The 20,442-nt window shown below is 64.4% G+C and carries 17 protein-coding genes and 1 tRNA gene; 2 read left to right on the forward strand and 16 right to left on the reverse strand.

The features are described from left to right. Positions 1-73: 73 nt before the first annotated feature. The 14 genes from mnmC to cyoA all read right to left on the reverse strand — a co-directional run bounded on the left by mnmC (position 74) and on the right by cyoA (position 17,052). Positions 74-2,080: a bifunctional tRNA (5-methylaminomethyl-2-thiouridine)(34)-methyltransferase MnmC2/FAD-dependent 5-carboxymethylaminomethyl-2-thiouridine(34) oxidoreductase MnmC1 gene (gene mnmC, locus TK49_RS11995; protein ID WP_045786902.1), complete on the reverse strand. Its 2,007-nt coding sequence runs from the start codon at positions 2,078-2,080 to the stop codon at positions 74-76. 64 nt (positions 2,081-2,144) lie between these two features. Beyond that, entirely contained in the window at positions 2,145-3,305 is a 1,161-nt protein-coding gene (locus TK49_RS12000) for an aromatic ring-hydroxylating oxygenase subunit alpha (RefSeq protein ID WP_045786903.1), read from the reverse strand. A gap of 39 nt (positions 3,306-3,344) precedes the next feature. Continuing rightward, positions 3,345-4,163, reverse strand: coding sequence for a siderophore ferric iron reductase (locus tag TK49_RS12005; protein WP_157773997.1), 819 nt, complete (start codon positions 4,161-4,163; stop codon positions 3,345-3,347). Next, positions 4,160-6,040, reverse strand: a complete 1,881-nt coding sequence (locus TK49_RS12010; RefSeq protein WP_045786904.1) for an IucA/IucC family protein — start codon at positions 6,038-6,040, stop codon at positions 4,160-4,162. The genes TK49_RS12005 and TK49_RS12010 overlap by 4 nt, the downstream gene beginning before the upstream one ends. Before the next feature lie 13 nt (positions 6,041-6,053). Beyond that, positions 6,054-6,647: a GNAT family N-acetyltransferase gene (locus TK49_RS12015; RefSeq protein ID WP_045786905.1), complete on the reverse strand. Its 594-nt coding sequence runs from the start codon at positions 6,645-6,647 to the stop codon at positions 6,054-6,056. Next, complete coding sequence (locus TK49_RS12020) at positions 6,637-7,875, reverse strand: MFS transporter (protein WP_045786906.1); 1,239 nt, start codon at positions 7,873-7,875, stop codon at positions 6,637-6,639. Before TK49_RS12020 ends, TK49_RS12015 begins: the two co-directional genes overlap by 11 nt. Next, positions 7,872-9,251 (reverse strand): lysine N(6)-hydroxylase/L-ornithine N(5)-oxygenase family protein, encoded by a 1,380-nt coding sequence (locus TK49_RS12025; RefSeq protein ID WP_045786907.1) that lies wholly within the window; start codon positions 9,249-9,251, stop codon positions 7,872-7,874. The genes TK49_RS12020 and TK49_RS12025 overlap by 4 nt, the downstream gene beginning before the upstream one ends. Positions 9,252-9,555: 304 nt before the next feature. Continuing rightward, positions 9,556-11,757, reverse strand: a complete 2,202-nt coding sequence (locus TK49_RS12030) for a TonB-dependent siderophore receptor (protein WP_240479876.1) — start codon at positions 11,755-11,757, stop codon at positions 9,556-9,558. 83 nt (positions 11,758-11,840) lie between these two features. After that, a complete protein-coding gene (locus TK49_RS12035; protein ID WP_045786908.1) occupies positions 11,841-12,350 on the reverse strand; it encodes a sigma-70 family RNA polymerase sigma factor in 510 nt (169 codons plus the stop codon). A 143-nt stretch (positions 12,351-12,493) separates the two neighbouring features. Further along, positions 12,494-12,688 carry a hypothetical protein gene (locus TK49_RS12040; RefSeq protein ID WP_045786909.1) on the reverse strand — a complete coding sequence of 65 codons (195 nt, stop codon included), beginning with the start codon at positions 12,686-12,688 and terminating at the stop codon, positions 12,494-12,496. A gap of 162 nt (positions 12,689-12,850) precedes the next feature. Next, positions 12,851-13,279, reverse strand: coding sequence for a cytochrome o ubiquinol oxidase subunit IV (cyoD, locus tag TK49_RS12045; protein ID WP_045786910.1), 429 nt, complete (start codon positions 13,277-13,279; stop codon positions 12,851-12,853). After that, positions 13,276-13,938: a cytochrome o ubiquinol oxidase subunit III gene (gene cyoC, locus TK49_RS12050; protein ID WP_082062895.1), complete on the reverse strand. Its 663-nt coding sequence runs from the start codon at positions 13,936-13,938 to the stop codon at positions 13,276-13,278. The genes cyoD and cyoC overlap by 4 nt, the downstream gene beginning before the upstream one ends. Next, positions 13,931-15,934 carry a cytochrome o ubiquinol oxidase subunit I gene (gene cyoB, locus TK49_RS12055; protein WP_045786911.1) on the reverse strand — a complete coding sequence of 668 codons (2,004 nt, stop codon included), beginning with the start codon at positions 15,932-15,934 and terminating at the stop codon, positions 13,931-13,933. The genes cyoC and cyoB overlap by 8 nt, the downstream gene beginning before the upstream one ends. A gap of 62 nt (positions 15,935-15,996) precedes the next feature. Then, positions 15,997-17,052, reverse strand: a complete 1,056-nt coding sequence (gene cyoA, locus TK49_RS12060) for a ubiquinol oxidase subunit II (RefSeq protein ID WP_045786912.1) — start codon at positions 17,050-17,052, stop codon at positions 15,997-15,999. 146 nt (positions 17,053-17,198) lie between these two features. Between cyoA and TK49_RS12065 the strand changes: the two genes are divergently transcribed. Then, entirely contained in the window at positions 17,199-18,518 is a 1,320-nt protein-coding gene (locus TK49_RS12065; protein WP_045786913.1) for an MFS transporter, read from the forward strand. 94 nt (positions 18,519-18,612) lie between these two features. On the opposite strand, the gene TK49_RS12070 is transcribed toward TK49_RS12065, so the two are convergent. Continuing rightward, positions 18,613-19,062: a hypothetical protein gene (locus TK49_RS12070; RefSeq protein WP_045786914.1), complete on the reverse strand. Its 450-nt coding sequence runs from the start codon at positions 19,060-19,062 to the stop codon at positions 18,613-18,615. A gap of 549 nt (positions 19,063-19,611) precedes the next feature. Between TK49_RS12070 and TK49_RS12075 the strand changes: the two genes are divergently transcribed. After that, positions 19,612-20,196: a PAS domain S-box protein gene (locus tag TK49_RS12075; RefSeq protein ID WP_045786915.1), complete on the forward strand. Its 585-nt coding sequence runs from the start codon at positions 19,612-19,614 to the stop codon at positions 20,194-20,196. A gap of 83 nt (positions 20,197-20,279) precedes the next feature. On the opposite strand, the gene TK49_RS12080 is transcribed toward TK49_RS12075, so the two are convergent. Next, a tRNA-Leu gene (locus TK49_RS12080) sits at positions 20,280-20,366 on the reverse strand. Positions 20,367-20,442: the final 76 nt, after the last annotated feature.

Here is a 20,442-nt window from a genome sequence, read left to right on the forward strand (position 1 = left end):
TATTATGGCATGGAACGCTCGCCAGCCCTGATTTTTGGGTCGGAACGCTTGGAAAAGCCCTACAGATCGTGCGCTAGTCGAGCGTGCCCGCGGGGTCCGTTTCAGCGCGGGTGGCGCCCTGCCCGTGGCGCAGCGCGCGCAGGATGAAACGGCGTGGGTCGAGCGCTGCGGCCAGGTCGGCTTCCAGCGGCAGCGGTCCGCCGTCGATCTGTGCCGCGAGGAGCTCCGCGCCCAGTACCGACCATGTGAGGCCGCGGGAGCCATAGGCCAGCGCGGCGTACAGCCCCGGCACACGCGGCACGGCCGCATGCGGCCCGCGCAGGCGAAAACCGGGCGCCGCGGCCGCCGCTTCGTCCGGAACCGGGCCTATCAGCGGAAGCCGGTTGGCCGACACGCAGCGCAAGCCGACATAGCCGCGCAGCCGTGCGGGGTCGACGCGCGCCAGGGCATCGGCTTGCGCTGGCTGCAGACGCGCCGCGCGCTGAAGATTGGCCGCGTGATCGGCAACGCGCTCGGCAAGGTCGACGTCGCCGGGCTGGAATGAAGACCCGATCCGCACGGTCTCGGCGCCCGGCTCGGCGGGCAGCAGGTAGCCGTCGCCGCAGACGACCGCCCTGGGCCACGCGACGTGCGGTTGCAACGCGTCGATCGGAACATCGGTGAGCTGGCCGCGCACCGGCTTGAGTGACGCCGACGCCAGGGGTGCCAGCCGTGCGGCATCCACACCGTTGGCGAGAACGACGACCGGCGCCGCGGCAATCACCCGGCCTTCGGTGTCCAGCATCTGCCATCGGGCGCCATCCTGCACAAGCGCCTCCACCCGCGTCTTCCAATGCGCTTCGATGGCGCCGCCCGCGGCGGCCAAGGCGGCGCTGCACACGTCGGGCGGCGCGACCCAGCCTGCCTGCGCGAACCACCAGCCGCCGCGCGGCACACTCGCGCCGACATGCTCGGCAGCTTGGGTGGCATCGAGCCATGTGATGTAGTCGGCGGGATAGCCGAGCGCCTGTACGACGCGCTGCTGCTCGATGGCATCGTCGGCGCTCTCGGCGACCTGCAATACGCCGGTCGCCTGAAAGCCTGTGGCAAAGCCGGCCTGGTCGAGCGCTGCCCAGTGGCGGCGCGCGAGCAGGTTGCCCGCGCGTGAGAGGCGGGACAGCACGCTGTCGTCGATGGACACATGCGGATGCATGGCCGCTGCCCGATGCGCCGACGTGCCGCGCGCGGGGCCCTCGTTGGCATCGATGAGCGTGATGCGCCAACCGCGCGCGGCAAGGCGCTCGGCGACGGAGCAGCCCGCGAGCCCGGCGCCCAGCACGATGGCATGGCGCTCCCTCCAGAGCGGCGCTTCGGCCGGCCCGCGCCGCGTGCGCCAGTGCGTCGGAAACCGGGCGACCGTCATGTCGCGCTTGGTGCCGAAACCGGGCGCCTTGCGCGCCTCGAAGCCGGCTTCCTGCAGCCCTCGCCTCACGAACCCCGCCGCGGTATATGTGGCGAGCGTGGCACCGGCGCGCGCAATGCGGGCGAGCTGCTTGAACACGCGCGGCTGCCACAGGTCCGGGTTCTTGGCGGGCGAGAAGCCGTCCAGATAGAACGCGTCGGCCGCGCAGGCGAGTTGCGGCAGCATGTCCATCGCATCGCCCAACAGCAGCGTCAGCGTGACGCGGCCTTGCTCGAATGCGAGGCGATGGACGCCCGGTACCGGCACGGGCCACCCCTGCCGCAATTGCTCGGCCAGTGGCGCAAGCGCTCCGTGCTTCGGGTGCACGACCGACAGGCCCGGGCGATCGAACGGATGCTTCTCGATGGAAACGAAATCGAGCCGGGCGCAACGCTGCGGGTCATCGCGCCACGCGGCCCAGGTCGCCAGGAAGTTCAGGCCCTGGCCGAAACCGGTCTCGACGATGGTGAATGCGCCCTTGCTCTGCCATGCCCCCGGCAGTCCGTTGCCGCCCAGAAAGACGTGCCGTGCCTGTGCCAGGCCGCCTTCAGTGCTGTGATAGACGTCGTCGTACTCGGCGGAGAACGGCGTGCCGTCCGGCGTGAGCTGAGGCGTGGCGAGAACGAGGCCGCGTGGCATGAAACACCCTGGAAGGAAGCAGCGGATTGTACCGCTGCATGCCCTCCATTCGCGCCCCTGCCGGTCACACGTCGGCAATGGGCAGCGTGCCCATGATGCGGCGGTACCACGCATGGAAATGCCGCATGCCATCTTCCAGTGGCGACTGGTACGGGCCGGTTTCCGACACGCCGCGCGCCATCAATGCGCGGCGGCCGGCATCCATGCGCTCGCCGATCTCGTCGTCTTCGACGCACGTTTCCATGTAGGCCGCGCGCTGCGCTTCGACAAACTCGCGCTCGAACGCGGCGATCTCTTCCGGGTAGTAGAACTCGACCACGTTGACGGTGTCCTGCGGGCCCTTCGGATACAACGTCGAGAGCACCAGCACATGCGGATACAGTTCGATCATGTGGGTCGGGAAGTACGTCACCCAGATGGCACCGAAATCGGGCGATGTGCCGCAACGGTAATCGAGCAGCCGGTCATGCCATGCGCTGTACACGTCCGATCCGGGCTGGCTCAGCGCCTGGTGGATGCCCACGCGCTGCATGCTGTACCAGTCGGCAAACTCCCACTCCAGGTTGTCGCACGTGACGAAGTGGCCCAGTCCCGGGTGAAACGGCGCGACGTGGTAGTCCTCCAGATAAACCTCGATGAAGGTCTTCCAGTTGTAGTTGCACTGGTGCACCTCGACGTGGTCGAGGACGTAGTCGGCGAAGTTGAACTCCGGGCGCGCGAACAACGGCGCCATGTCGCGTGCCGGATCACGCGGGCCTTCGAACAGCAGCCCATGGCAGTTGCGCAGCGTGAAGCGCTGCAGGTTCTTGCACGGCGTGCTGCCGAACTGCGGGGCTCCGATCAGCTCACCGCGATCGGTGTAGGTCCAGCGGTGCAGCGGGCAAACGATGTTGCCGCCCGCCGCGCGAAGATTGCCGGTGACATTGGCAGGGCCGGCGACGTTGCCGGCCTCGCCGCCGAGGATGAGCGCCTGCCGGTGGCGGCAGACGTTCGACATCAGCTCGACGCCGCCGGCATTGCGCACCAGCACGCGTCCGCCGCCCTCATGGGCAAGACGGCGCCAGTCGCCCGGTTCCGGCACGGCTTTCTCGTTGCCGACATAGCAGGCGGATTGCTTGAAGATGGTGTCGAGTTCGAGCGCGAACAGATCGTCGTCAAAGTAGGCGGTGACAGGCAACTGGGTATGCGCTGGCATCACGTGGGCCAGGCGTCCGATATCGGTCATCGGGGCTCCAACATGGTTGGCAGTTGAACGAGACGCGCGCTACGGCACCTCGGCCAGCAGGCGCGCGATGCGCGCGTCGATGGAGAGTTTTGGGCAGGTGCTGCACTTCTCGCCGTCGCGACGGCGGAAGTGGTGGCAGCAGACCTTGCGATCAAGCGCCAGCGCCGGCGTGCCATCGCGGGCGCGGTAGGCGAAGAAGCCGCAGCCGCCTTCGATGCCCAGCCTGCTGAGCCATGCCTGCCCGGCGTCAACGACCGCGGCGTCCGACATGGCCACATGCGGGCGGACGGCCATGAGCGCGCCGAGCACGCATTCCGCCTGCAGCCGATCGGCAGCGCGATCGTGCAGCGCAATCATGGGCTGGAGTGCACGCCGCATCGCTGCGCAGAACTGGCGGAGCTCTTCCGCTGCCGCATCCATCCGCCGGGCAAAGGTGCCATCGAACGGCACATGCGTCGGCAGATGCATGCCGCTCGGGAAGCCGCTCTTCACGGGTTGCGCGAGACCCGCGAGGCGCGGCACCGGCGCATCGAGATGGACGGCGATCACGCAGGCATAAATCGGCTGCCAGATCGCCAACCCCCAGCACCGCAGCGCAAGGTAATGCTTGCCCGCCTCCGGATGCGCACGCGCCCAGTGGTCGCACAGGCCCTGCAATGCGCTGGTTTCACCAAGCCGCAACGCACCGGCCGGCACCGCGCCGCCCTGCTCGCCACGCAGGCTCGGCACCACGCGGCGCACGGTTTCGAAGGTGCGAGCGAGGCCGGGATCGGGCATCGGCGACGCAAACCACGCGCGCGCGACCACGTCGCCGAAGCCGACCAGTTCCTGGGCAAACGCCGGCATGACGCTTGTCACGCAGCCGCTTCCACCGCCTCGACGGGCGAAGCCTGGGGCGCTGCGCGACGGAACTTGGCGATCGGGTTGACCAGGTTGCCGGCCATCTTCAGGCTCGATGCCGGATCGGCCAGGTTCACCATCTGGACATTGTTGCCGAGCTGCAGACGATTCAGGCACGAGTGCAGGAACTCGGGCACGAACATGTCGTAGTGCGCGTACTTGGCAGCGCGCTCCGGATGGGCGTCCTGGTAGTCGTACACGCAGTCGGCCACCGCGCCCCAGAACTGGTCTTCCGTGCAGCAGTGGTTTTCCACCAGCACGTGGTTGATGTGGCGCAGCACACCGTCGAACACGTCGATGAAGATGCCGAGCAGCTTGAAGTTGTCGGGCACCTCCACGGCCAGGCGCTGCACGCGCTCGGGCAGCCACTCGCGCGCCTTGATGTCGAGGATGGCTGACTCCTCCGCAATGTCTTTCATGATGGCGCGCACAGGCACGTAGTCGTCCATGACGAGGATGAGGTTTTCGCCGTGCGGCATGAAGCTCAGCTCATACGCGTAGAAGCAATGCAGCAGCGGAGTCAGATAGGCCTGCAGGTAGCGGCGCACCCAGGTGATGGCCGGCAGGCCCGACCGGCGGATCAGCTCGGGCATCAGCGCAACGCCATCCTTGTCGACGTGCAGCAGCGCGGCCATCGTCATCAGGCGCTCACCCGGCCTGAGCAACGGCAGCGGGTTCTCGCGCCACAGCGCGGAGAACATCTTCTTGTACGGCGTATCCACCGGAATGGCGGCCTCGTAATAGAAGTTGCGAAAACCGATCGCCGCGACTTCCTGCAGGATGGTGAAACCGTTCTCGCGCAGGAAGGCGTCATCGGCCACCAGCCCCTTGATGAACTCGTTGATGGCCGGGGTGCCCGACATGTAGTACGGCGACAGCCCGCGCATGAAGCCCATGTTCAGGATCGACAGCGACGTCTTGACATAGCGCCTGGTGCGATCGCTCGTATTGAAGAACGTACGAATGGACTGCTGCGCGATGTAGTGGTCGGCGCTGTAATCGAGGCAGATGATCTTGCGCTGCGCCACGTAGCCGGCAAACGCGATGGAGAGCTTGTTGAACCACTGCCACGGGTGCGCGGGCATGAAGTGATAGTCGGCCGGGTCGACGCCCTTGGCGGCCACCTGGCGCGTGAAGTCATCCACCGTCTCCTGGCCGAGTTCTTCGGCCAGCAGCTGCGCATAGCTCAGCGTGGAAAGCGTCGACGGCGTGGCGTGGTCCTTGTGCACGGCCAGCCAGATGACGCGGATGTCGGAGCCGGCTTCCGGCGCGTAGGCCTGATAGTCGACCGCATTGAAGCCCAGCCGCCCGTTGTTGGCGACAAAGCCGGGGTGCCCTTCCATCATGGCCACCTCGATGGTCTGGAAGTCGGTGGCCTCGGCCAGTTGCGCGCTGCTCGGGGCATCGGCCTTCATCCGCTTGTAGGCGCTGCCGAAGAGCGTGCTGCTGATCTCGTCGAGGTAGATCGGCAGCAGATCGTCGCGAATGCCGAGGCGCTGCCGGCATTCGATGATGAACTGCAGCGCGTCGAGCGGCTGCTCAACTCCGTCCGCCAGACGCCGGATCGACTCGGGCTTGATGGACCAGTGCCGCAGCGCCAGGCGCTGGGCTTCGAACTGGTGGCACACCTTGCCGTCGTCGGAGAACACCTGGTACAGCGCAAAGCCGTCGGTGGTGTCTCGCAGGTGCTCGGGTTCGAGGATGATCTCGTGCGCGTATTCGGCAATCGCCTTGCGCAGCAACAGGCGGTTGGCCTGCGCCCACACCTCGGGGGTGAGATGGGCCGCAGCCTGCGCCGGGTGTTGCGAGAGATGGTTCTGGAGGGTCACGTTCATGGCAAATCCTTTCTTAAGCGATGGCGGCGGTGGCCTGTTCAAAATCCCGCCGGGTGCAGAAGGCGAGGCTGGCGATCTTTTCGGTAAATGCGACGTTGCGGCCGTAGACGAAACCGGCCGCGCGGTTGATGGCATGGATGCGTTCGTTGTTGGCGTCGGGCTCCACCACGATGCGCGCGGCACCCAGGTGTTCGAACATGAAGCGCATGAGGGCGAAGAACACCGTGCGCGTATAGCCGGCCACCCGAACCTCCGGCGGCCCGACGAAGATGTGCATGCCGAGGTCACCTGGCTGCACGTCGTAGAACGCGCGGATGCGGTCGTGTGCAGGGTCGTAGCACTCGGCCAGGAAGACCGGGCGGCCGCCCTGCCAGACGAGGTAGGCGGTCGCGTGGCCCGAGTCCATCAGATCCTGGTAGATCTGTGCGATCTCAGCCTCGGTCTTGTCGCGCATGAGCCAGAACGATGCGCGCTCGGGCTGGAACCAGCGATGCAGCGTCGGGATGTCTTCCGGAATGCGCAGCAGGCGGAAGGTGTAGCCCTGTGCATCGGTGTACGGCCGATGCGCGGCATCGGCGCGGCGGTGGATGGTGTGTTCAGTTTGCATGGGCTGGCGCCTCCAGGCTGCTGGGCTCCGATGCCCTGCCCGCTTCGGCTGCATGGCTGGCGCTGGGCACGTTCAGAATCAGGCGGTCCAGCAGCGCCGTCAGCACGAAGCCACCGGCGGCCAACAGAAACGGCACGTGCAGTCCGTAGCGATCGACGATCGCCCCCGCCGCAAACGAAGACAGCAGCACGCCCAGGTTCTGGAAGAAGTTGGTGATGCTGTAGTCGTGCGCGTAGCGTTGCGGTGTGGAGAGCCGGAACAGGTTCACCTCGAGCTTCACGATGATCTGGAACAGCGCCCAGCCGTACAGCACGCGGCCAAGCACGATCAGCGCAGGGTGAGGCGCCGCGTGCAGCAGCAGGCCCAACGTGCCAAGCAGGAGGTTGCCCAGTGTGTGGTCGGGCAACTGGCCGCCTCGCGCGCGGATGCGCGCATGCAGACGCAGCGCAACGATGGCGACGACGCCCGGAATGGCAAATGCCATGCCTGAAACCAACTCGCTGTCGACGCCCGACACCCGCTGCCAGTACACCGCGAAAAACGGGCGTATCAGGTATGCGCTGAAGTCGAACACCAGCATCACCAGCGCAAGGCGCAGGATCGGCAGGCGATCCTGCCAGCGCGCGCGGGGTGCTTGCGGATCGTCCACCGCCGCGTGCTCGCCCGAATTGACGCGCACGATCTTGCCGCTGCGAATCAGGTACAGGCACACGCCCATCTGGAAGAAATCCCCAGCGGCCATGGCGACGATGCTGGCGCGCGGCCCCCACGCCTGCAGCACGAAGCCGCCCACCACGGCGCCGAAGATGGCACCGAAGTGCACCACCACCGAGAGGATGCCGACCGTGGCAGCGTGCTGGTCCTTGGGCGTGAGCCGCATCATGTACGGATACATCAGCAGGTAGCTGCTCTTGCACATGAACATCAGCATCGACAGCACCCAGTACGTCACCACGTCAGGCGCCCAGTCGCTGAGCAGACTGAACGTGCCCGCCGCGCATTGCGTGTAGACCAGCAGGTGCAACGGCTCCACACGCCGGGCCACGCGCGCCCAGATGGGCAGCGTGCACATCACCGCGATCGAAATGGCGGCCACGTAGGCGCCCACGTGCACCGGGCTTTCCAACCCGTAGCGCGAGGCAAAGAACTGCGGATAGAACGGAATCAGGATCGCATCGCTGATGACGGCAAACGTCGTCATCAGGATGATGTAAAGGCGCAACGTCATGTCGCCACCTCGGCAGTCTCCTCGACAGCGGCTTCAACGGGCGCGGTGGCGGGAGCCTTCGCCGCCAGCGGGATGAACTCCGCCGTGGCAGGAATCGCAAAGTCCTGGATGGCGATGCGCTGCTCGATCTTGTAGTGCTCCACCCCGGTGAGCTCGCGGATGATGCAGGAGTTGCGGTAGCAGCTCATGCCGAGATCCGGGTTGGTCAGGCCGTGCGTGTGCAGCCCGGCGTTCTGGACGTAGACCTCGTTGCCGTTGAAATCGGCGGCGTAGTTGCGCGAGAGCCGGTAGCGGCCTTTCGCGTCCCAGCGCAGACGGTGGCGGATGCCGCTGATGAACGCCGGGATGTTCTGCTCATACCCCGTGGCAAAGACCAGGGCCTCGGTGCGGTGCGCGTAACGGGCGCCGGTGTCGAGCTGCTGGAACTCGGTCTCGTAGCGGCCCGTGGCGGCGTTGTACCGGCAGGCCTGCAGCTCGCAGTTGGTGATCAGGTGCGTGCGCAACGCCCCCGTCTTGCGCCGGTCATCGAGCAGATCGTAGATCTGGTTGATCAGGCTCGCGTTCACGCCCTTGTACAGGCTGTCCTGCTTGCGGATGATGCTTTCCTTGCGGCCATCCGGCAGGTTGAAGAAGTAGTCGATGTAATCCGGCGAGATCATCTCGAGCGTGAGCTTCGTGTTCTCCATCTGAAAGAAGCGCGGCGAGCGCGTGATCCACACGAGGCTGTAGTCGTGCTTGTCGCTCTCCTTGAGCAGGTCGTAATAGACCTCCGCCGCGCTCTGCCCGCTGCCGACGATCGTGATGGAGCGCTTCTCGCGCAGCGTCTCCCGCATGTCCATGTAGTCGGCGGTATGAAGGTAACGGTGCCCGTCGCGCGGCACGCAGGCGGGAAACGACGGTGATGACCCGACGCCGAGCACCAGCTTGCGGGCGCGCAGCACGAACGGTTCGCGGCCCGCGCCGCGGCATCCGCTGACGACATAGCAGCCGTGCGCCGCGTCATACGACAGCGCGCGCACGTCGTGGTGGAAGCGCACGCTGGTGAGCTGCGCGATGACCCACTGGCAGTAGCGGTTGTATTCCGCCCGGCTCAGATAGAAGTTCTCGCGGATGTAATACGAATAGATCTTGCCTTCCTGCTTGCAGTAATTCAGGAAGCTGAACCGGCTTTGCGGGTCTGCCAGGCTGACGAGATCGGCCAGGAATGGATTCTGCAATGTCGCATTATCGATCAGCATGCCAGGATGCCAATTGAATTCCTGCGCACGCTCCAGGAATAAACCATTCAATCCGTCAATAGGCTCGACCAGGCAAGCCAGACTTAAATTGAATGGCCCCAACCCGATTGCAATAAAGTCATAAACATCGGATTTCATCACGCTTGAACCTCCTGATTTTACAAAGGCTGCATTGAAAAACGACGGCAGCAACGCCCCGGCCGGATAAACGCGCACGTTCTCCGTCGGCTGGCGGCATCAGGCCGCGCCTAGGCTGGGTGGATTCAGGTGGGGAATGGATCACGGCCGATGCATGCCGGCCGCTGAATGATCATGGAATATCGCCGAAGCGATATTGGGAATCGACCTGGAATGCCCGGCAACGTCGGAATCGACATTACCGGGCGACAGGACAATCAGAATACTACACGTAAAATATGATGCCTGTATGAAGAAAACCGAATTACCATTGGTACGAAATGGTTGCCATCACGTTGCGCGCATCACCCCAATAACAATAGGTATCGCTCAGGCACGATGCCATGTAATTCTTGTTAAAGAGATTCTTCGCCGACAATTGCAGCTTGGCACCTTTGAGTGACGGATCCCAGCGCGCCAGGTCGATGCGCAGCATCAGATCGACCAGCGTGTACGGCGGCACCTTGAAGCTGTTGGCGTTGTCACCCCAGCTCGTGCCGACATAGCGCAGGCCCATGCCAGCGGTGTAGCCGGGCAAGAAGGTCCAATCGAGCCATGCCGATGCCATATGGCGTGGCACCTGGTACGGCGTGTTGCCCACGAAGCCCTCTGCCGACTCGATGAACTTCATGTTGGTGAACGTGTAGTTGGCCAGTACCGACACGGTGTCCGTCAGCTGCGTGCGCGCCTCCAGCTCCAGGCCGCGCGTGCGGATCTTGCCGCTCGGCTGGTAGTAGATCTGCCCGACAGGCCGCGTCGCCACGTTTTCCTGATCCAGGTTGAACACCGCTGCCGACAGCATCGTGCTCGACCCCTTCGGCTGATAACGGACACCGGCCTCGAACTGCTTGGCCGTCGCCGGTTGCAGCAGGTTGCCCTGCTGGTCTGCCCGCAGGCTCGGGTTGAAGCCGTCGGCATAGCTGAAGTACGGGGCGATCCCGTTGTCGAACAGGTAGACCACGCCCGCGCGCTTGGTGAACTTCGACCCGCTCCACTCCGAGGGCGTGCCTGCGCCAAACAGATTCGATGCCTTGGCGTGGTCTTCGCGCACGCCCAGCGTGAAGCGCCAGCGATCGATGGCAATCTGGTCCTGCAGGTACAGGCCAGTCTGCTCGAGCCAGCGGTCGATCGGCGTTGCGCTGACACCAGTGAGGCCCGGATTGCCGTACACGGGGTTGAAGGCGTTGATCGGGTCTGCACTGCCGGACTCCCAGAAGCCATCCACATGGCGCTTCTGGTAATCCAGGCCGAACAGCATCGTATGCCTGACCGGGCCGGTCGTGAATTTGCCTTCGAGCTGATTGTCGACGGTATAGGCGTGCGTGGCCTCCTTGGCGCCGGAGTAGTAGCGCGTCAGTTCCTCTGCGCCGGCCCAGCCGTAGCCATAGATCTGGCGCAGGCGCGTGTCGCCGAACACATAACGGAAATTCTGGCGCACCGTCCACTGGTCATTGAACGCGTGCTCGAACTGATAGCCGACCATGCGCTGGGTGCGGCGGAACTTCTCGACCGTCGGGTCGCCATCGAAGAAGTACCGCGAGATGAAGCGGCCGTTGCGCGGGAAGATGCTGCCTTCGGCCGGCACGCCGCTGTGGTAGCCGCCCTCCGGGTCATGCTGCAAGTAGGCCTGCAGCAGCAAGTGCGTGTCGGGCGTGAAGTTGATCGCTAGCGATGGCGCAATGGCAAAGCGCTGCTCGCGCACGTGCTCGAACTGTGTGTCCATGCCGCGCGCAAGACCTGTCACGCGAAAGGCCATCACGCCGTTCTGGTCGACCGGACCGGAGATGTCGAACGCACCTTCCAGGCGATTCCGGTTGCCCACCGTGACTTCCACCTCGTGATACGGCTGAAACAGCGGCTTCTTGCTCGTCAACGCCACCACTCCGCCCGGCGACGCGCGGCCATAGAGAATCGAGCCCGGCCCTTTCAGCACATCGATGCGCTGCAGGAAATACGGGTCGATCTGGAACGAGCTATAGCTGCCCTGGTCGCTCATCAGGCGCAGGCCATCGAGCAAGGTGTTGTCGACGCTGCTGTCATTGAAGCCGCGCAACGCCACGTAGTCGTAACGGTTGGATGCACCCACCAGGGCCGTGAACGCGCCGGACGTGTAGTTGAGTGCCTCTGACAGGCCGCGCGGCTTCTGGTCATCCAGCTGCTGCTGGGTGACCACCGAAATCGACTGGGGCGTCTCGATGATCGGCGTGTCGGTCTTGGTGCCGGCCGCGCTCTGTTTGGCAACGAAGCCCTTGCCGGGGCTTTGTGCCGTCTCGCCGCGGCCGACGGCCGTTGTGGCCGGCAGCGTCGCCGTGACCTCGGCGGCCGTACCCTGCGCCATGACTTGCACGGGCAGCACCGCCCCCAGCAGCGCCACGCATGTCAGCCGCGCGGCGAGCACCACGGGGCGCAGCGCCGTATGGCCAGTCGTTTCAGATGGAAAAACCGTTGTGTTGATGTGCTTTGGCATGATGTGTTGGAAGATGCGTGAGGTTTCCATGCACATCGACGAGCCACAGCACAAAAGCGGAACTCGATTGTGATTTTTTTTGCTTACGCCATCGCGCAGCGCTCCGCTGCCTGCACCAGGTACTTGCGCACCATGCGCGTCGACTTGCCGAGCGTCTCGGCAATGCAGGCCTGGGACTGCCCCTCGATGTAGCGCAGCCGGATCGCCTCGCGCGCACTCGATGACAGCGTATCGAGCACCGCGCTCGTGCGCTGCAGCACCTGCGCCTGGGCCAGGTGCTGCTCCGGCGAGGGCGCATGACCGGATGCCGCGCAGCGCAGCGTCAGCGCATCGAGGCAAGCGTCCTCCACCTTCCGCCGACGCGCGCGATCGATCATCAGGTGCTTGGCGGTCGTGGTCAGGTAAGCGCGCGGCTCACGCACCCCCTCGAGCGGGCGCGGGCAGTCCAACACGCGCATGAAGGTGTCATGCAGCACATCCGCGGCTTCTTCTGGGCACGCCAGCTTCTTGCTGAGCCACGCGAACAGCCACGCGCTATGGTCGGCGTAAAGCGAATCGATGTCGTGCAGCGGATCGGACTGGACGGCCTGCATGCGCGCTCCGGAAGGTCAACCGGACGCGCGTATGCAGCCCGCATCCGGCGCCCTTACGAATGAGAATCATTCTCATTGTAAGCGGTGCGAAGCCCATTTTGCAACTGGGGTTCCACAACGGGTGGGATGGGCGACGGGCCGTGCTAAGCGATGTCGCCCGATGCGCGCCGCCGCCACGCCAAGAGTGCGACGGCCAGGGCTGCCACCGACAGGCCGATTGCCAGCCCTGTCATCCGGCCGGAGCGACGCGCCCGGTCGGCCTGTTCGCGCGCCTCGATGGCCTGGCGCACGGTTTCCCAGAACGCCTCGCGGTGCTCGTTCTCGTCAAAGATGGACATGGCGCGGCTCCCCGTCTGGTCTGTGCCATGTCATCGTAGGGAAGGTGGCGCGGGTGTGCCACCGCACGTTCCGTGTAGGCGACCGCTCAGGCCGCGACCGGTCTGGCGGCCGGCACGGCCAGGTGTCGAGCAGTATCTGGATTGCCCTGGCCGACGTCCGTCCTAAGGCGCGCGCGGAGGCAGAATCACGGCCCCCGTATCAGTGGGCGGCCGCATGTGCGGCATCATGTTCGTGTTCAGGTGGTACATCACCCACAGCGAACCCGTGAGCGTGATCACCACGAGCACGAGCGTGAACATCAGCGAGAGCATGTTCCAGCCGCCTTCGGACTTCGCGTTCATGTGCAGGAAGTAGATCATGTGCACCACGATCTGCACGGCGCCGATCAGGAGGATCGCCACCGCCGTGGTCGACGATCGCTCGAACACGTGGCCCATCACGAGCCAGAACGGAACGGCAGTCAGGAAGACGGACAGCACGAAGCCGGTCAGGTAGCCGCCCAGCGTGGCGTGCGGCCCGATGTCTTCTTCGTGATGGTCATGGCTGTGGCCGTCGCCGTGACCGTTCAGCGTTTGATCTTGCGCGCTCATGGCAGCGTCCCCATCAGGTACACAAAGGTAAAGACGCCGATCCACACGACGTCCAGAAAGTGCCAGAACATCGACAGGCACATCAGCCTGCGCTTGTTGGCTGTGATCAGCCCATGCCGCGAAACCTGGAGCATCAGCACCACCAGCCAGATCAGGCCGAACGTCACGTGCAGCCCGTGCGTGCCAACCAGGGCAAAGAACGACGTGAGGAACGCACTGCGCTGCGGCCCCGCCCCTTCATGGATCAGATGCACGAACTCGTAGAGCTCCACCGCGAGGAACGCCGCACCAAAAAGCCCCGTGATGGCGAGCCAGATCTGCAGGCCCGGAATCCGGTTCTGCTGCATCTGTAGCATCGCAAAGCCGTACGTGATGGACGACAGCAGCAGGAACGACGTGTTCAGCGCCACGAGCGGCAGGTCGAACAGTTCCGCCCCCGTCGGTCCACCTGCGTATTCGCGACCGAGCACGCCATAGGCGGCAAACAGGCACGCAAAGATGAGGCAATCGCTCATCAGGTAGACCCAGAAACCGAGCAGCGTGCCGTTGGGCACATGCGGCTCTTCGGTCAGGTGAAACTGGTAACCGCCCGGTGGTACGTCATCCACCGTGGTGGTGCCCGTGGGGGCCGTCACATGCAGCGAGCTGGTATTAGCCATGGCCTGCCATCAGTTGAGTGCGCGCGGCTTCGGTGCGGAGCACGTCTTCCGCCGGGATGTAATAGTCGCGCTTGTAGTTGAAGGTGTGGACGATCGCCGAGAGGATGGTGGCCGCGAACGAGGCGATGGCCAGCCACCAGATATGCCAGATCAGCGCAAAGCCGCAGAGTGTGGAAAGGCCCGCCAGCACGATGCCTGCGGCCGTGTTCTTCGGCATGTGGATCGGTTTGAAACCCTCCTGCGGACGCTGGTAGCCGTACTGCTTCATCTGCCACCACGCGTCGGTGTCGTGCACGAGCGGCGTGAGCGCGAAGTTGTACTGCGGCGGCGGCGATGACGTCGACCACTCGAGCGTGCGGCCGTTCCAGGGGTCGCCCGTGGTGTCGCGCAACTCTTCGCGGCGCAGGAAGCTCACCACGAGCTGAATCAGGAAGCACGCGATGCCGACGGCGATGAGCGCCGCGCCAAGTGCCGCGAGCTGGAACCAGATCTGCAATGACGCATCGTCGAAATGGCTCATGCGCCGGGTCACGCCCTGCATGCCGAGCCAGTACAGCGGCATGAAGGCCACGTAGAACCCGACAAACCAGAACCAGAACGACGCCTTGCCCCACGACGACACCAGCCGGTAGCCAAACGCCTTCGGAAACCAGTACGTGATGCCCGCCATGAGCCCGAACAGCACGCCGCCGATGATCACGTTATGGAAGTGCGCAATCAGGAACAGGCTGTTATGCAGCGAGAAGTCTGCCGGCGGCACCGCCAGCAGCACGCCCGTCATGCCCCCGATGACGAAGGTGACCATGAACCCCACCGTCCACAGCATCGGCGTCTCGAAGCGGATCTTGCCGTGGTACATCGTGAAGAGCCAGTTGAAGATCTTCGCGCCGGTCGGGATCGAAATGATCATCGTCGTGATCCCGAAGAACGAGTTGACGCTGGCCCCCGACCCCATCGTGAAGAAGTGGTGCAGCCACACGAGATACGACAGCACGGTGATCACCACCGTCGCGTACACCATCGACGCGTAGCCGAACAGCCGCTTGCGGCAGAACGTGGCCACCACTTCCGAAAAGATGCCGAACGCCGGCAGCACCAGGATGTAGACCTCGGGGTGGCCCCAGATCCAGATCAGATTGACGTACATCATTGCGCTGCCGCCCTGCTCGACCGTAAAGAAATGCGTGCCGAGGTAGCGGTCGGCTGCCAGCAGCGTCACGGCGGCTGTCAGAACGGGGAACGCTGCCACGATGAGCGCGTTGGTGCAGAGGGACGTCCACGTGAAGATCGGCATGCGCATCAGCGTCATGCCCGGCGCGCGCATCTTGACGATGGTCACCAGCAGATTGATGCCCGATAGCACGGTGCCGACGCCCGCGATCTGCAACGCCCAGATGTAGTAATCGACGCCCACGTCGGGGCTGGCGAGGATGCCCGAGAGCGGTGGATACGCCAGCCAGCCCGTACGTGCGAATTCGCCCACGAACAGCGACATCATCACCAGGATGGCGCCGCCCGTGGTCATCCAGAAGCTGAAGTTGTTCAGGAACGGAAACGCCACGTCGCGCGCACCGATCTGCAGCGGCATGACGAAGTTCATGAGACCCGTCACCAGCGGCATGGCAACGAAGAAGATCATGATCACGCCGTGCGCGGTGAAGATCTGGTCATAGTGATGCGGCGGCAGGTACCCGAGATTGTCGCCAAAGGCCACGGCCTGCTGGATGCGCATCATCACGGCGTCGGCAAAGCCGCGCAGCAGCATCACGATCCCGAGCACGACGTACATGATGCCGATCTTCTTGTGATCGATGCTGGTGAACCACTCGCGCCACAGGTAGCCCCAGACGCGGTAGTACGTCAGCGCCGCGACAAGCGCGAGGCCGCCGAGCGCGACGACCGCGAAGGTCGCCAGCAGGATCGGCTCGTGGTACGGAATGGCCTCCCATGTCAGGCGGCCAAAGATCAGATTGGCGAGTTCGGAACGCTCGGGCATAGGTGTCACCTGGGCCGATCAAATTTGGCGAAAAACGTCGAAAAGGCGCGCGAGACTGCGCGTTACCGCAACAGCCGCCGGCCGTCGTCGTTGATGGCGGTTTCCGCCGCGAGCATGGGCATGACATCGGCCACGTTGCTCGCAGTGCAGATTTCCGTCGACGGGTCGAACCCGGCACGGTTGCGGTTGCGCGCCATGGTGTCTGCCAGGCACGCCTGGCCGTCCACGCAGCGGTTCAGGATGCGGTCGTAGAGGCCCGGCGCCACGCTGGCGTAGCGCTGCACCGGCTCGCTTTCGCTGGGCTTGGCCAGTTTGAGGTAGACGTCTTTCGACAGCGGCGTGCCCGATGACTTGACCTGCGCCACCCATCGGTCGAACTCCTCATTCGACAGGCCGTGGAACTTGAACCGCATGTGCGAGAAACCCTGGCCGCTGTAGTTGGACGAGAACCCGTCGTACACGCCGGGCCGGTTGATGACCGCGTGGAGCTTGGTCTCCATGCCCGGCATCGCATAGACCATGCCTGCCAGCGACGGCACGAAGAACGCGTTCATGACCGACGTGGCCGTGATGCGGAACGCAATCGGGCGATCAACCGGCGCCGCCAGTTCATTGACAGTGGCGATGCCCTGCTCGGGATAGAGGAACAGCCACTTCCAGTCCATCGCCACCACTTCCACGGTGAGCGGCTTGGTCTGGGGCGGCACCGGGCGCTGGGAATCGAGCCGCGTCAGCGGCCGATACGGATCGAGCTGATGGGTGCTGACCCATGTGATGGCGCCCAGCGTGATGATGATGAGCAGCGGCGCAGCCCAGATCGCCAGCTCCAGCACCGTGGAGTGGTCCCAGTCCGGGTTGTAGTGCGCGTCGTCGGCGCTCTCCCGGTATCGCCACGCAAACACGAGCGTGAGAATGATCACCGGAACGATGATCAGCAGCATCAGGCAGGTGGCGATGATGATGAGGTCGCGCTGCCGCAGCGCCATGTCGCCTGCCGGCGACAGCAGCACCGCGTTGCTGCATCCCGCAAGCGCCAGGAGCAAAGCAATTGCGGCACTTCTCAAAAGCGATCTTCCCGTTACCTGGAAGGATTTCACCGCTGCATCGAAGCGTGGCATGGTCTCGGAAGTGGCGTCTGGTTAACGTCGCGCGGGGATGCCCCCAACGATCTTTCGATTTGCCGTTGCAGTTTAGGCGCCTATTCTGGTGATTGCCGGACTTTAATGCCCTGACGACATCCCCCGCCCTCGACGGAGACCCCACGATGGCCAGTCTGACCCATCAGCATCGCGCGTCCCCCACTGCTCCGCCCGCACCGGGCCACCATGAAGTCGCTCCAGCTGAGATCGCCACCGGCGTGGTCATCGGGCGGGCCTCCGAGTACTTCGACTTCTTCGTCTACGGCATCGCCTCGGTGCTCGTCTTCCCGTCGGTCTACTTTCCGTTTGCGAGCGAATTGGCGGGGCTGCTCTTCAGCTTCACGATCTTTTCGTTTGCCTTCATCGGCCGGCCGTTTGGCACCGCCTTGTTCATGCGCATCCAGCGCCGATGGGGCCGCGGCACGAAGCTGACCGCGTCGCTGTTCCTGCTCGGCACGGCCACCGTCGGGATTGCGTTCTTGCCGTCGTACGCGTCGATCGGCAGCGCGGCGATCTACCTGCTGGCCCTCTTCCGCTTCATGCAGGGCATTGCGTTTGGCGGCTCCTGGGACGGCCTGCCGTCGCTGCTCGCACTGAACGCGCCCGAAGACAGGCGCGGCTGGTACGCCATGCTCGGCCAGCTCGGCGCGCCTACCGGCTTCATCGTGGCGGGCGGGTTGTTCCTCTTCCTCCATGCCAGCCTGACGCCGGAAGAATTCATCGACTGGGGCTGGCGGTATCCGTTCTACGTGGCCTTCGCCATCAACGTGGTCGCGCTGTTTGCGCGGCTGCGGCTCGTGGTGACGTACGAATACACGCAACTGCTGGAAGAAGGCGAGCTGGAACCGATCAGCACCCTGCAGATGGTGAATGCGCAGGGGTTCAACATCTTCCTGGGCGCATTTGCCTCGCTGGCCAGCTATGCGCTGTTCCACCTCGTCACGGTGTTTCCGTTGTCATGGATCGCGCTTCACAAGACCCAGGGCGTGTCGAATGTGCTGGCTGTGCAGATCGTCGGCGCGGTCATCGCGCTCATGGGTACGCTGGTGTCGGGCCTGATCGCAGACCGCATCGGCCGGCGCACCACCTTGGCCGCCATGGCCGTGCTGATCGGTCTGTTCAGTCTGGCTGCGCCGTGGCTGCTGGATGGAGGCGCTACCGGCCAGGACATCTTCATCCTGCTCGGCTTTGGCCTGCTGGGGCTCTCGTATGGCCAGGCGGCTGGCGTGGTCACCTCGAACTTCGAACGGCGGTTCCGCTACACCGGCGCCGCCCTCACCACGGACTTCGGCTGGCTCTTCGGGGCGGCCTTTGCGCCGCTGGTGGCGCTGGGCCTCTCGTCATTATTCGGGCTTGCGGCGGTCAGCCTGTACCTGATGTCGGGGGTGATCGGAACGCTCGTGGCGCTGCGGATCAACCGCGCGCTCGGAACGCCCGATACCTGAAACCGGCTGCCGTTGAAGGGTGCGGGCGAACGGACCCGCCGTGCTTCGCCGCCTGAGGGGGGCGATTCGCACCCATTCAACGGCGCACCGATTGTCAATGGCGTCCTGCCGGCCAGAGCGTGTTCGGGTCTTCGCCAAGCGCGGCCGCAATGGCGAGCCGAACACGCTTCGCCCCTCTGCCCGCTATCGAGGACGAGAGCAGTTGCGGGGTGACGTTGTCCAGCCCGAGCTTGTCCGCCAGCTCGCGCAGGGTGGCCTTGCCGAAACGCTCGTCAAGACGTTGCTTGACGAGAGCGGCGCGGCGCCGAACCTCCGGAGCAGCCAGCACGGGCTCCGCTGTTTGGCATTTTGCCTCACGCTCTTTCGGATTCACTGGGCAATCAGCCGGTGCGGCCGCAGGGTGATCGGCCATGGACCTCCCCAGGTTTTCCAAGGCTTCGGCGATGTTTCGCCCTGTGCTGGAATGCAGCGTGCCCGACGCTACCAGGACGGCAAAGTAGTGACCGTTCTCCTGGTACAGCCTGACTTTATAGAGGAGGTCCATAGGATGCCGCGTGCAGAGTGTCGACAGGCTTATTCACGCATGTCTTTGCCGACCGGATAAGCTGATCGTCGCTGTCGCAGCTCGCCAGCACAGTCGGCGGCGCATGGGCGGCGGAGGTCCCTCCCCGGATCCGCCGCTGGATTCGTGCGCGAAAACTTCCCCATTCTTTGAAACGTCCCGCGAGTTCTTATATTTTTCGCCGATGCCCGCGAGCGCTGAGGCCGGTCTGCGCCGGCTGGCTCGCTCACAGGCTTCCCCCTCGTTTGCATCGCGCCCGCCCCGTCGGAGCGAATGTGCCTTGAATGTCGTGAGTCCGGCGTGATGCTGGCACCGCACATTGTGGGAAACGATAGCAGACGCTATTCTGGCTGGCACCCTGCTAATCAGAGGGTAAGCATTCCCGTGTAGGCGTGGTCCGATGCTGTCTTCCGGTGCTAGACAGGCCGCCGGCGTGGTCGCCATCAAAGCGCAGGCTGCAACCTTGCTCGGCGATGGGCCTCGGTAAGCCAGCCATTCTTCCTTCGCAGTCCAGATCGAAAGCGGCAGAGCATGGAAGTTCTCAAAGAAGTGAGCGCGATCACGTTGGCCGACAGCCTTCCGGATGCCGTTTTCATGGTCGACGAGACCGGGCGAATCCGTTACGCCAATGCCGCGTGGGAGGAAATCCTCGGCTATCGGCCATCCGAACTGGTCGGCCAGTTCATGCTCGAGCTTGTGGCGCCGGACGACCGGGATCGGACACAGCGGGAAGCGGCCCGCGTTCAGGCCGGCGCCAGACGCACCGGATTTGAGAACCGCTACCGGCATCAGCTGGGCAACGATGTCTACTTGTCATGGTCGGCGCGGTGGAATGTCGAGCATCGGCTGCGCATCGGCGTGGCACGCAACATCACGGCACTGAGAACGGCCGGCGCGCACAACCCGCTCGCACAACTGAAGGAGCGGCTGGCGCCCCACGAATGCAGGGTATTGCAGCTGTTGCTGACGGAAGCCGCGGAAAAGCAGATTGCCGAACAACTCGGCCTTGCCATTTCCACGACGCATTCCTACGTCACGAGCATTTATCGGAAGTTCGGTGTGCGCGGCCGCGCTGGGCTTATGAGCCTGTGGCTCAAAGAGACTCGCGATCGCTGATGCGGTGGACAAGGCGTCGCGTGTGAAAGCGCTCGGCGGCAGGAACGCCTTTGAAGCTAAATCGCTGATCTGCAAGAGAATTCTGGTGCGAGGGAGGGGACTCGAACCCCTACACCATTGCTGGCGTCAGGACCTAAACCTGGTGCGTCTACCAATTTCGCCACCCTCGCCGGATGGAACGCGGCGCCCGCTGAGGGCGCCGGTAAGGAAGCCGGCGATTATATCGCAGTCGTCCGAGGGTTTCCA

The organism is Ralstonia mannitolilytica, assembly GCF_000954135.1.
In the GTDB taxonomy this organism is placed as follows: domain Bacteria; phylum Pseudomonadota; class Gammaproteobacteria; order Burkholderiales; family Burkholderiaceae; genus Ralstonia; species Ralstonia mannitolilytica.